Annotated in this window: 13 protein-coding genes and 1 tRNA gene; 13 read left to right on the plus strand and 1 reads right to left on the minus strand. The window is 72.2% G+C overall.

Annotated features, from left to right (window positions below; genetic code table 11):
• The first annotated feature begins 103 nt into the window (after positions 1-103).
• From rplU to ABZ806_RS28345, 6 genes are all read left to right on the plus strand, one after another.
• On the plus strand, positions 104-418 hold the full coding sequence (gene rplU / locus ABZ806_RS28320; protein WP_500220443.1) for a 50S ribosomal protein L21: 315 nt from the start codon (positions 104-106) through the stop codon (positions 416-418).
• Between the two features lie 14 nt (positions 419-432).
• Positions 433-690 (plus strand): 50S ribosomal protein L27, encoded by a 258-nt coding sequence (rpmA, locus tag ABZ806_RS28325; RefSeq protein WP_131894964.1) that lies wholly within the window; start codon positions 433-435, stop codon positions 688-690.
• An 82-nt stretch (positions 691-772) separates the two neighbouring features.
• The gene (gene obgE, locus ABZ806_RS28330) at positions 773-2167 is read left to right on the plus strand and encodes a GTPase ObgE (RefSeq protein WP_500220444.1); all 1395 of its coding nucleotides are present in this window, start codon (positions 773-775) and stop codon (positions 2165-2167) included.
• 57 nt (positions 2168-2224) lie between these two features.
• Positions 2225-3343 (plus strand): glutamate 5-kinase, encoded by a 1119-nt coding sequence (gene proB, locus ABZ806_RS28335; protein ID WP_500220445.1) that lies wholly within the window; start codon positions 2225-2227, stop codon positions 3341-3343.
• Positions 3343-4605: a glutamate-5-semialdehyde dehydrogenase gene (locus tag ABZ806_RS28340; RefSeq protein ID WP_500220446.1), complete on the plus strand. Its 1263-nt coding sequence runs from the start codon at positions 3343-3345 to the stop codon at positions 4603-4605. The genes proB and ABZ806_RS28340 overlap by 1 nt, the downstream gene beginning before the upstream one ends.
• A gap of 72 nt (positions 4606-4677) precedes the next feature.
• Positions 4678-6432 (plus strand): TIGR03767 family metallophosphoesterase, encoded by a 1755-nt coding sequence (locus ABZ806_RS28345; RefSeq protein WP_500220447.1) that lies wholly within the window; start codon positions 4678-4680, stop codon positions 6430-6432.
• A gap of 49 nt (positions 6433-6481) precedes the next feature.
• Here ABZ806_RS28345 and ABZ806_RS28350 read toward each other — a convergent pair whose 3' ends face one another.
• Complete coding sequence (locus ABZ806_RS28350; RefSeq protein ID WP_500220448.1) at positions 6482-7513, minus strand: M48 family metallopeptidase; 1032 nt, start codon at positions 7511-7513, stop codon at positions 6482-6484.
• A 275-nt stretch (positions 7514-7788) separates the two neighbouring features.
• On the opposite strand from ABZ806_RS28350, the gene ABZ806_RS28355 reads away from it, so the two are divergent.
• From ABZ806_RS28355 to ABZ806_RS28385, 7 genes are all read left to right on the plus strand, one after another.
• Positions 7789-9075: a phenylacetate--CoA ligase family protein gene (locus tag ABZ806_RS28355; protein WP_500220449.1), complete on the plus strand. Its 1287-nt coding sequence runs from the start codon at positions 7789-7791 to the stop codon at positions 9073-9075.
• A 53-nt stretch (positions 9076-9128) separates the two neighbouring features.
• Positions 9129-9716 (plus strand): nicotinate-nucleotide adenylyltransferase, encoded by a 588-nt coding sequence (gene nadD, locus ABZ806_RS28360; protein ID WP_500220450.1) that lies wholly within the window; start codon positions 9129-9131, stop codon positions 9714-9716.
• 181 nt (positions 9717-9897) lie between these two features.
• Positions 9898-10311: a ribosome silencing factor gene (gene rsfS, locus ABZ806_RS28365; protein WP_500220451.1), complete on the plus strand. Its 414-nt coding sequence runs from the start codon at positions 9898-9900 to the stop codon at positions 10309-10311.
• Entirely contained in the window at positions 10304-10966 is a 663-nt protein-coding gene (locus ABZ806_RS28370; RefSeq protein ID WP_500220452.1) for a histidine phosphatase family protein, read from the plus strand. The genes rsfS and ABZ806_RS28370 overlap by 8 nt, the downstream gene beginning before the upstream one ends.
• A gap of 79 nt (positions 10967-11045) precedes the next feature.
• Positions 11046-11118, plus strand: a tRNA-Ala gene (locus ABZ806_RS28375).
• A 300-nt stretch (positions 11119-11418) separates the two neighbouring features.
• On the plus strand, positions 11419-11649 hold the full coding sequence (locus tag ABZ806_RS28380; protein ID WP_500220453.1) for a hypothetical protein: 231 nt from the start codon (positions 11419-11421) through the stop codon (positions 11647-11649).
• Between the two features lie 102 nt (positions 11650-11751).
• A complete protein-coding gene (locus ABZ806_RS28385; protein WP_500220454.1) occupies positions 11752-12171 on the plus strand; it encodes a hypothetical protein in 420 nt (139 codons plus the stop codon).
• The last annotated feature ends 107 nt before the right edge of the window (positions 12172-12278 follow it).

The raw sequence follows: 12278 nt of genomic DNA on the forward strand, positions 1-12278 counted from the left end.
GCCCTCGGCCCCGGTGCCGGGGGTAGGCCCCCATCCGGGGGCTGGTAAGCCACGCGCGGGACCGGTTCAGCCCGGAAGCGCGCGCAGACGAAGGGTTTCCGCGGTGTACGCGATTGTCCGCGCAGGCGGCAGGCAGGAGAAGGTCACCGTCGACGACGTGCTGACCGTCGACAAGCTGGCCGGTGAGGTCGGTTCGACCGTGACGTTCCCGGCGGTGCTCGTCGTGGACGGCGACGACGTCGTCAGCAAGGCCGCCGACCTGGCGCGCTACCAGGTGACCGCCGAGATCCTCGGGGCGGTCAAGGGCCCGAAGATCAACATCATGCACTACCGGAACAAGACCGGGTACAAGCGGCGGATGGGTCACCGCCAGCCGTACACCGAGGTCAAGATCACCGGTATCAAGGCCGGGAAGTAAGGGAGAGCGGTCTCATGGCACACAAGAAGGGCGCATCGTCCAGCCGTAACGGTCGCGACTCCAACGCCCAGCGCCTCGGCGTGAAGCGGTTCGGCGGCCAGGTCGTCAACGCCGGCGAGATCATCGTCCGGCAGCGCGGCACCCACTTCCACCCCGGGCCGGGCGTCGGCCGCGGCGGTGACGACACGCTGTTCGCGCTGGTCGCGGGCGCGGTGCAGTTCCGCCGCTACCGCGGTCGCAACGCGGTGAGCATCGTCCCGCCGGCGGAATAGTCCGCCTGGGCACTAGACGTTTCTCGAAGGGGCGGACCGGTTTCGGTCCGTCCCTTCGCCGTTTTCACTGAGGAGAGTCACCGTGGCCGCTGGAGCGGGATCGGGCGCGCAGTTCGTCGACCGGGTGGTGCTGCACGTCGCGGCGGGCAACGGCGGCAACGGCTGCGCCTCGATCCACCGGGAGAAGTTCAAGCCGCTCGGCGGCCCGGACGGCGCGAACGGCGGGCGCGGCGGCGACGTCGTCCTCGTCGTCGACGGGAACGCCGCGAGCCTGCTGGACTACCACCGGCGCCCGCACCGCAAGGCGGGCAACGGCAGGCCGGGGCAGGGCAGCATGCGGACGGGCGCGGACGGCGGCGACGTGATCCTGTCCGTCCCGGACGGCACGGTCGTGAAGGGGGGCGACGAGGTCCTGGCCGACCTGGTCGGCGAGGGCACCCGGTACGTGGTCGCGAAGGGCGGGCACGGCGGTCTCGGGAACGCGGCGCTGGCGTCCGCGAAGCGCAAGGCGCCGGGGTTCGCGCTGCTCGGCGAGCCGGGCGAGGAGCGGGACGTCGTCCTGGAGCTCAAGAGCGTCGCCGACGTGGCGCTCGTCGGCTTCCCCAGCGCGGGCAAGTCGTCGCTGATCGCCGCGCTGTCCGCCGCGAAGCCGAAGATCGCCGACTACCCGTTCACGACGCTGATCCCGAACCTCGGCGTGGTGAGCGCGGGCGACACGACGTTCACGGTCGCGGACGTCCCGGGCCTCATCGAGGGCGCCAGCGAGGGACGCGGGCTCGGTCTCGACTTCCTGCGCCACATCGAGCGTTCGTCCACACTCGCGCACGTCCTCGACTGCGCGACGATGGAGCCGGGCCGCGACCCGGTCAGCGACTTCGAGGTCATCGAGCGGGAGCTGCGGGCCTACGACCGGGTGCTCGGCGACCGGCCGCTGTCGGACCGTCCGCGCATCGTCGTCCTGAACAAGGTGGACGTGCCCGACGGCCGCGACCTCGCCGAGATGGTCCGGCCCGAGTTCGAGGCGCGCGGGCTGAAGGTGTTCGAGGTGTCGGCGGCGACGCACGAGGGGCTGCGCGAGCTGTCGTTCGCCATGGCGGCGATGGTGGGCGAGTACCGCGCGTCGCTGCCGCCGGCGGAGCCGACCCGCATCGTGATCCGGCCGGAGCCGGTCGGCGGGGACACCGACTTCGAGGTCAGGACCATGGGCGACAACACCTTCCTGATCACCGGGACGAAACCCGTCCGGTGGCTGCGGCAGACCGATTTCGCCAACGAGGAGGCCGTCGGCTACCTCGCCGACCGGCTCGCCCGGCTCGGCGTGGAGACCGCGCTCGCCGAGGCGGGCGCCAGCGCCGGCGCGACGGTCCTGATCGGCACCGCCGACGACTCGGTCGTCTTCGACTGGGAGCCGGAGGTGCCGGCCGGCGAGGCGACCATGGGCCCGCGCGGCACCGACCGCCGCCTGGAAGGCCGCTAAAAATGAGCGGAGCGAACCGGGGGGTGTGGGGGGCGTCCCCCCACTGGGAGCAGGGTCATGAGTGAGCGGGTTGAGGTTGCCGAGGCGCGGCGGATCGTGGTCAAGGCGGGGTCGTCGTCGCTGACCACGGCGCGCGGGACGATCGACGCGAACCGTATCGACGCGCTGGTGGACGTGCTCGCCGCGCGCCGCGCCGACGGCACCGAGATCGTGTTCGTGTCGTCCGGTGCGATCGCCGCCGGGCTCGCGCCGCTGGGGCTGACCCGCCGGCCGCCGGATCTCGCGACGCAGCAGGCGGCGGCGAGCGTCGGGCAGGGCCTGCTGTTCGCCCGCTACACCTCGTCCTTCGCCCGGTACGGGCTGACGGTCGGGCAGGTGCTGCTCACCGCCGACGACATGATGCGCCGCTCGCACCACCGCAACGCGCAGCGCACCCTGGGGCAGCTCCTCGCGATGGGGATCCTGCCGATCGTGAACGAGAACGACACCGTCGCGACCGACGAGATCCGGTTCGGCGACAACGACCGGCTCGCGGCGCTCGTCGCCCACCTGATCCGCGCGGACGCCCTCGTCCTGCTGTCGGACGTCGACGCCCTCTACACCGGTGATCCGCGCCAGCCCGGCGCCCGCCGCGTCGACGACGTCCGCGGGCCGGACGACCTCAAGGGCGTGAAGCTCGGCCGGTCCGGGCGCGTCGGGACGGGCGGCATGGTGACCAAGGTGGAGGCGGCCCGCATCGCGGGAATCCCGGTCGTCCTGACGAACGCCGCGTCCGCCGCGCACGCCCTCGCGGGCGACAGGGTCGGCACGCTGTTCCACCCGGCCGAGGGCCGCCGCATGTCGACGCGGAACCTGTGGCTCGCCTACGCCACCACCGGCCAGGGCCGCGTCATGCTGGACGCGGGGGCCGTCGAGGCGGTCGCGCGGCGCCGCAAGTCCCTGCTTCCGGCGGGGGTGACCGGGGTGGACGGCGATTTCGCCGCCGGCGACCCGGTCGACCTGTGCGACACGTCCGGGCACGTGGTGGCGCGCGGCCTGGTGAACTACGACGCGTCCGAGATCCCGGAGCTGATGGGCCGCTCGACGCGCTGGCTGGCCCGCGAGCTGGGCGCCGGGTACGAACGCGAGATAATCCACCGCGACCATCTGGTCGTCCTTGACGAGGGAGCGTTGTGATGAGCGACGACGAGCGCGAAGAGTTCCTGCGGGTGGCGCGGCGCGCGCGCGAGGCGGCGGCCGGGCTGGCTCCGCTGCCGCGGGCGGCGAAGGACGCGGCGCTGCACCGGATCGCGGACGCGCTGGTCGCCGCCGCGCCGGAGATCGTGAAGGCCAACGAGGCCGATGTGGCGCGGGCCCGGGACAACGGCACGTCCGAGTACATGATCGACCGGCTGAGCCTGTCGGAGCAGCGGATCGCCGCGATCGCCGAGGCGGTCCGGCAGGTCGCCGCGCTGCCAGACCCGGTGGGGGAGTCGATGCGCGGCAACGTGCTCCCGAACGGGCTGGAGCTGCGGCAGGTCCGGGTGCCGCTCGGCGTCGTCGGGATCATCTACGAGGGCCGCCCGAACGTGACCGTGGACGCCGCCGCGCTGTGCCTGAAGAGCGGGAACGTGGCGATGCTGCGCGGCTCGTCGTCCGCGTACGACTCGAACACGGTGCTGGTCGAGGTGATGCAGGGCGCGCTGGCCGAGACGCAGGTCCCGGCGGACGCGGTGCAGCTCGTCCCGGGGACGTCCCGCGAGTCGGTGAAGCACCTGATGCGGGCGCGCGGCCTGGTGGACGTGCTGATCCCGCGCGGCGGCGCGTCGCTGATCAACTCGGTGGTGGAGGAGTCGACCGTCCCCGTGATCGAGACGGGCGTCGGGAACTGCGCGGTCTACGTGGACGCCGCCGCCGACGTGGACATGGCCGTCGACATCCTGCTGAACGCCAAGACGCAGCGTCCCTCGGTGTGCAATGCCGCGGAGACGTTCCTTGTGCACGCCGATGTCGCCGACACGTTCGTCCCGCGCGCGCTTGAGGCGCTCAGGACCGCGGGGGTCACCGTCCACGGCGACGACCGGATCCGCTCCTACGACGGCGACGTCGTGGAGGCGACCGAGGACGACTGGTACGCCGAGTACCTGTCGCTCGACATCGCCGCCCGCGTGGTCGACTCCCTGGACGACGCCGTCGCGCACATCCGCACGTACGGGTCGGGCCACACCGAGGCGATCGTGACGGCGTCGCAGCCGGCCGCGAAGCGGTTCGTGTCGCTGGTCGACTCGGCCGCGGTGATGGTGAACGCCTCGACGCGCTTCACCGACGGCGAGGAGTTCGGGTTCGGCGCGGAGATCGGCATCTCGACGCAGAAGCTGCACGCGCGCGGCCCGATGGGGCTGCCGGAGCTGACCTCCACGAAGTACGTGGTGACGGGGGAGGGGCACACCCGCGGCTGATCGGGGCATCCGTCCAAGTTGTGACATTTTTGCCATTGATGTCACGTTGCGGGTGTGGTCTGATTCACGATTGTGACTCGTGAGTACAGCCGCCGCCGTGTCCTGAAGGGCGCAGCCCTCGGCGCGGGGATCGCCTCCACCGGGCTGGCCGCGTTCCCCGCGCGCCCGGCCGCCGCCGCCGCGCCCGCGCTCGCCGGGCCGGCCGCCGGCACCACCCTCGACCGGACGTACGTGCTCGGCGCGGCGGGCGCGGGCGGGTACCGCCCGGTGATCACCGGGCCGGGGGAGCCGCACCTGCTGCGCCGCGACCTCGGCGGCACCGCCGCCGCGCGCCGCGCCGCCACCCGCCGGGGCCTCCTGGCGTTCGGGCATCTCACCGACGTGCACATCATCGACGCGCAGTCCCCGGCCCGTGTCGAGTTCATCGACCGGATCCGGGACCTGGTGAGCGGGTTCCCCGAGGGCGGGTACCGGCCGCAGGAGATCCTGACCACGCAGGTCGCCGAGGCGATGGTGCAGGCGGTGAACAGGGTCGGGCGCGGGCCCGCGACCGGGCTCGGGCTCGCGTTCACCATCAACACCGGCGACGCCGCCGACAACGTCCAGTACAACGAGATCCGCTGGATCATCGACCTGCTGGACGGCGGCCGGGTCCGCCCCGACTCCGGCGACCCGAACCGGTACGAGGGCGTCATGGACTGGGCGTCCTACGACCGCGCCTACTGGCACCCCGAGGGCCCGCCGCCCGGCGCGCAGGCCGACGCCGCGATCACCAAGTACGGGTTCCCGCGCGTCAAGGGCCTGATCGACGCCGCACGCCGGCCGTTCCAGGCGACCGGCCTCGACATGCCGTGGCTCGCCGCGTTCGGCAACCACGACGGGCTCATCCAGGGCAACCTGCCGGTCAACCCGCTCGTCTCCGGCCTCGCCACCGGCGGCATCAAGATCGGCGCCCCGGCGGACGACGGCCAGGCCGAACGCCTCGCCCGCATGATCCAGAAGGCGGACGCGGCCGAGCTGGTCCGGCTGAGCCGCGAGCAGGGCGGCGCGGGCGGGCTGTTCCGTCCCGTCACGCCCGACTGGAACCGGCGGATGCTGTCGCGCAGGGACGTCGTCGCCGAGCACTTCCGGACGTCCGCGTCCCTCCGCGGCCACGGCTTCACCACCGCGAACTTCCTCGACGGGACGGCCTACTACGGGTTCGACCAGGGCGTGGTGCGCGGCCTCGTGCTCGACACCGTCAACCCGAACGGCTACTCCGAGGGCTCGCTCGACAAGAAGCAGTTCGCCTGGCTGGAGGCGCAGCTGAAGGCGGGCAGCCGCCGCTACGTCGCGGCGGACGGCTCGGTCGTCGAGCACGCGGTGAAGGACCGGCTGTTCGTGCTGTTCAGCCACCACCCGATCGCCTCGCTGGAGAACCCGCTCGGCGGCGACCGCGTCCTCGGCGACGAGGTGCAGGCGCTGCTGCTGCGCTACCCGAACGTCATCCTGTGGGTGAACGGCCACACGCACCGGAACCAGGTCATTCCGCACGCGCGCAAGGGCGGGGGAGGGTTCTGGGAGGTCAACACCGCCGCGCACATCGACTTCCCGCAGCAGAGCCGCATCGTCGAGCTGGCCGACAACGGCGACGGCACACTGTCGGTCTTCGCGACGATCCTCGACTCGGCCGGGCCGGCGTCCTACGGCGGCCGGCTCACCGACCCGGTCGGGCTCGCGTCGCTGTCGCGGGAGCTGGCGGGCAACGACTGGCAGGACCGCGACTCGCACCGCCGCGGCGAGGTCGCCGACCGCAACGTCGAGCTCCTCGTCCCGGCCCCCTTCTAAGGACGGGAAGGGCCGCCGCGTCCGTGTCGCGGCGGCCCCGGTCTCCCCGCTAGCGGCCGGTCGGCCCGTTGTCGCGGCGGGTGATCCGGTCGAACAGCCCGCCGGCCGCGCCCGCCGCCGCGTCCGCCATGTCGCGGACCTTGCCCACGAACGGGTCGGCCGTCCGCTCCCACGAGTCCCGGTAGGCGCGCGCCGCGTCCTTGACCTCGTCCCGGACGGAGGCGCTGCCGTCGTCGTCGCGGCGCGGGTAGTCGCCGCCGAGGATCCGCTCGTACTCGCCGCTGCGCGCCCACCGGTCGATCTCCGCGAACCGGATCACCGCGTACGGGTGCGACTGGCCGAGCAGGTTCAGGAACTTGAGGATGCCGTCGCGCACGTCGCCGGCCGCGTCGTACTCGCGGGCCTGCTCCAGGAACGCCTCGGCGCTCATCTCGCCGAGCCGGACCCCGCCGGCGAGCTTCATGTTGACGCGCTTCGCGGCGTCGACGTCCTGCCCGGCGAGCAGCCCCGCCCGGTCGGACGACAGCTCCGCCTTCCGGAACCACTCGCGCAGCCCGATGATGATCGCCGCGATGCCGACGTTGCCGAGCGGCAGCCAGGCGAGCCGCGACCCGAGCTGCAGCAGGATCTGCATCATCGTCTGGTAGACGGCGTGCCCGGACAGGATGTGCCCGACCTCGTGCCCGATGACGAACCGCAGCTCCTCGTCGTCCAGCAGGTCGATGAGGCCGGTGTTCAGCACGATGAACGGGTGGTCGGAGCCGAGCGCCATCGCGTTGGGCGTCGGGTCCTGCCGGACGAACAGCTCGGGGACCTCCGGCATGTCCAGGATGTAGCAGGCGTCGCGCACCATGTCGTGGATGTGGCGGAACTGGTCCTCGCCGGCGCGCACCGTCCCGCCGAGGAACATCAGCCGCAGCGACCGCTCGTTGACCAGCCCCGACAGCTTGCGCAGGACGACGTCGAACCCGGAGAGCGAGCGCAGCGCCACGAGCGCCGATCGGTCCGCGGGGTGCTCGTAGGCCCGGGAGCTGATCCCCGGGAACCGGGTGCGCGCCCGGTCCGGTGTGTTCTCCGTCATGTCTGACCTCCTGAAGGGCGAAAGGCCCTGTAGTCGGGCGGGCGGTGGGACGCCGCCGCGTTCGCCGGTCGTTGCGTTCCCGCTGCCGCCCGACCCGGGGACGGGCTGGGCATCCGAGCCGTGCCTTCGGCCGTGTCCGTCCGGTCTACAACGCAGAAATTCTCCTTCGACGGCGAAGAAGTCAAGTCTGGCATGGTATTCCCGACGAACCAGATGGCCCCAGGGTTCCACGCCGGGGAACCCTGGCCTACTGCGGTCCGCCCGGGAGGCGAGTGATGTTCGACCCCAAAGCCGAGGCGATGTCCCTGGACGAGCGCGCCGCGCTGCAGCGGCACCGGCTGTGGGGCCTGGTCGACCGGCTCCTCGCCGCGGACGGCGTGCAGGGGAGGCGGCTGAAGGAGGCCGGCGTCGGCGGCGGCTCCGACGTGACCCTCGCCGACCTCCGCAACCTCCCGTTCACCACCAAGCAGGACCTCTGGGACGCCTACCCGTTCGGGCTGCTCGCCGTCCCGCAGGACCAGGTCGCCGCCGTGCACGGCTCCAGCGGGACGCGCGGACGCCCCACCCTCGTCGCCTACACCAGGGCCGACCTCGACCTGTGGGCGGCCATGTGCGCGCGCTCCCTCTCGTGCGCCGGGGCGTCGCCGGGCAGCGTCGTCCACAACGCCTACGGCTACGGGCTGTTCACCGGGGGCATCGGCATCCACCAGGGCGCCGTCGCGCTCGGCGCGACCGTCGTGCCCATGTCCGGCGGCATGACCGACCGGCAGGTGCGGATGCTCGCCGACCTCGGCGCCGACATCCTCACCTGCACCCCCGCGTACGCGCTGCGCCTCGGCGAGGCCGTCGCCGAGGCGGGCGTCGAACTGCCCGCGCTGAAGGCCGGCGTCTTCGGCGCCGAGCCCTGGTCGGAGGAACTGCGCACCGCCATCGAGGCCGTGCTGCCCATCAAGGCGGTGGACATCTACGGCCTCTCCGAGGTCATCGGTCCCGGCGTCGCCACGGAATGCCTCGAACAGGACGGTCTCCACGTCAACGAGGACCACTTCATCGTCGAGGCCGTCGACCCGTCCACCGGCGACCCCGTGGAGGACGGCGCCCCCGGCGAACTCGTCTTCACCACCCCGACCAAGCAGGCGCTGCCGCTGCTGCGCTACCGGACCGGCGACATCGCCTCCCTCACCCGCGGCGAATGCCCCTGCGGGCGGACCCTCGTCCGGATGAGCAAGGTCCTCGGCCGCGCCGACGACATGCTCGTCGTGCGCGGCGTCAACGTGTACCCGAGCGAGGTCGAACGCGTCCTGCTCGGCTCCGGGCTCGTCCGGCCCCACTACCAGCTCGTCGTCGACCGGCGCGCCCCGTCCACCCGGCTCCTCGTCGCCTGCGAGGCCGTCTCCGGCGACCCGAAGGACGACCTCGTGCACGCGCTGCACGAGACGCTCGGCCTCACCGCCGAGGTGTTCGTCCTGCCGGACGGCACCGTGCCGCGCGTCGAGGTCGGCAAGGCCGTCCGCGTCGTGACCTGGGAGGACGGGCGCCCGCCCCTTCCCGGCCTCGGCTGAGCCGGGGCCCCCGGAGGTTCCGGGCACGGGCCCGGCCGATTATTCTCGTCGCTATGACGCAAAAGCGGCGGCTCGGGGTCATGGGCGGCACCTTCGACCCCATCCACCACGGGCACCTCGTGGCCGCGAGCGAGGTCGCGCACTTCTTCTCCCTCGACGAGGTCGTCTTCGTCCCCACCGGCATCTCCTCCCACAAGGAGGGCGGCGACGTCACCCCCGCCGAAGACCGCTACCTCATGGCCGTCATCGCCACCGCGTCCAACCCGCGCTTCTCCGTCAGCCGCATCGACATCGACCGGCCGGGCCCCACCTACACGGTCGACACCCTCCGCGACATGCGCAAACTCCAGGGCGAGGGCACCGACCTGTTCTTCATCACCGGCGCCGACGCGCTGGAGAAGATGCTCACCTGGCACGACACCGACGAACTGTTCGAACTCGCGCACTTCATCGGCGTCACCCGGCCCGGCCACCGCCTCGCAGACCCCGGCCTCCCCAACGGGCGCGTCTCGCTCATGGAGGTCCCCGCCCTGTCGATCTCCTCCACCGAATGCCGCGATCGCGTCCACTCCGGCGAACCCATCTGGTACCTCGTCCCCGACGGCATCGTGCAGTACATCAACAAGCGCGGGTTGTACTGAGGTTCACCCCGGGACGCCCGCATCCGGTGGTGCGGAGGTGTGTCGGCGGGGGCACATACCCTGGAGGGGGAAGGGCCGCACGAGCCGTGCGGTCGTACAGCGACACAGGGGTACCGCCGTCCGCCGCCCGTGAGAGGGTGTCAACGGAGACGACCCCTACAGGGAGGATCGCGAGCGCATCGTGACCGCATCCACGAGGGCGGCAGAGCTCGTCCGGATCGCCGCCGAGGCGGCGGGCGACAAGCTGGCCGACGACATTCTTGCCTACGACGTGAGCGAGCAGCTCGTCATCACCGACGCGTTCGTGCTCTGCTCCGCACCGAGCGACCGGCAGGTCCGCGCCATCGTGGACGAGGTCGAGAAGCGCCTCCGCGAAGACGCCGACGCCAGGCCCGTCCGGCGCGAAGGCGAGCGTGAGGGCCGGTGGGTCCTGCTGGACTACGTCGACATCATCGTGCACATCCAGCACGAGGAAGACCGCATGTACTACGCGCTCGAACGCCTGTGGAAGGACTGCCCCCTCCTCGACCTCCCGGAGAGCGCCACCGCCCACCAGGCCCAGCGCGCCCGCGCCGTCGGGAGCGCGAGTGAGTGACACCCGGCCCACCCGCGAACCCGGCCGTCGCCGGCTCGTCCTCTGGCGGCACGGCCAGACCGGATGGAACGTCGAACGTCGATTCCAGGGCAAGACCGACATCCCGCTCGACGACACGGGCGTCCAGCAGGCACTGCGCGCGGCCCGGCTCCTCGCCGGGCTCCGCCCCACCGCCCTGCTCGCCTCGCCCCTCCGCCGCGCCGCCGACACCGCGCAGGCCCTCGCCGAGATCACCGGGCTCCCCGTCCGCTACGACAAGGACCTCATCGAACGCGACGGCGGCGCCTGGGAGGGCCTCACCTCCCGGGAGATCCGCGAACGCTACCCCGCCGAGCACGCCGCCTGGCAGCCGCCCGGCGGCGAGACCAGCGCCCAGGTCGCCAAACGCGTCGGCGCCGCCCTCGAACGCGCCCTCGACGACCTCCCGCCGAGCGGACAGCTCGTCGTCGCCTCGCACGGCGCCGCGCTCCGCCTCGGCATGTCCCACCTCCTCGGCCTCCCCGAAGAGACCTGGGAACGCCTCGGCGGCCTGTCCAACTGCTGCTGGTCCGTCATCACCGAGATGCGCGACGGCGGCTGGCGCCTCGCCGAGCACAACGCCGGCACCCTGCCCGAACCCGTCCTCAGCGACGACCGCCCCGACGCCGGCACCTGACCCCGCAAACGATTCGAGACCACGCCCCGCCGTCCTATACACTGGCGGGGCGCTGCGGGATGAACGTCCACGCGGCGGCGGGGCTATGGCGCAGTTGGTAGCGCGCCTCCATGGCATGGAGGAGGTCTGGGGTTCGAATCCCCATAGCTCCACTCGGAGTTGGGAGTGGTGTGGTCGGAGCTGGGCTCCTTCCCCGCCACTCCTTCGTCATGTTGACCCGGGGGCGACCCGCGGACCCCCGATGTGGGGGCTCCGCCCCCCACGCCCCCTTGCCGGTTTCCCTTCCTGCGCGTGTGCGGGTTGTTGTCGCTTGCGGTTTCTTGTGGGGCTTCGCCCCTTGCCCCCCTTGAGGGCGGACGGTTTTGGCCCCTTGGCGATTGGGTGGGGCCGTCTGGCGAATTTGGTGGGCTGGACGGTCTGAGCAGCGGGGGCGGGATGGTTTCATGCGGGGTATGGGAAGACATCGCAGGGGGGCGACGCGCGAGGTCACCGTGGGGGACCTCATCGACGAACTGCGCCGGTTCGAGCCCGGGACGCAGGTGCGGCTGGCGGTCCAGCCGCGGCTGCCGCAGGAGCACGCCGTCGGGGTCGTCGCGGAGGCCGACGGCATGGTGTGGATCGGCGACGGGGGGCATCGCGGGTACGCGCCCGACGAGGTCGGCGAACGGCTCGGGTGGACCTGACGCAAAGCCTTCGCCAACCTTTCCGCCGGCCGCGCTTCGCGGTGTCGATCATGCGGGAACAGCCAGTGACGTGGCGATGCATGATCGAGAGGGTTGACCCCAGTGAGAAGCCGGATCTTCGGGCCGCTGCTCGTCGCCGCGGCCGTCACGGCGATGGCCGTGCCCGCGTCCGCCGCGCAGGCACCGCCGCCCGCGCCACAGACCTTCGCGGAGGAGGCGCCGCCGCCCGTCCCGCAGACCTACACCGTGGACGACTGCCCGAAGGCCCTGAGCCTCCTGACGTCGCTGCTGAAAGTCCTGCCCCTCGGCCAGGACCTCTCCAAGGCCGTCTGCTCGCTGAAGGAACAGCAGAGGCCCGACACCGAGAACGCCGGACCCGTCGAGAGCACCTACACGGCACCGGACGGGCGCACCGTCCGGGACGACAGGCTGCTGGGGCTTCCGGTGGAATGGCCCGAGGCCCTCACCGTCACGGTCCCGACCATCGACAAGGGCAGGTACACCTACGGGTCCGGCCGCTGAAGCCGCGGGGGGGCCCGGGGGGGGGGTTCTCCGCCGCCCCCCGCGTCAATAGCGGGGTAAAAAGGCCCAAATCTTTTAAAAGAGCGCTCGGGGATTGGCGAATGGGT

The sequence above is a fragment of the Spirillospora sp. NPDC047418 genome, assembly GCF_040643275.1.
Classification (GTDB): domain Bacteria; phylum Actinomycetota; class Actinomycetes; order Streptosporangiales; family Streptosporangiaceae; genus Spirillospora.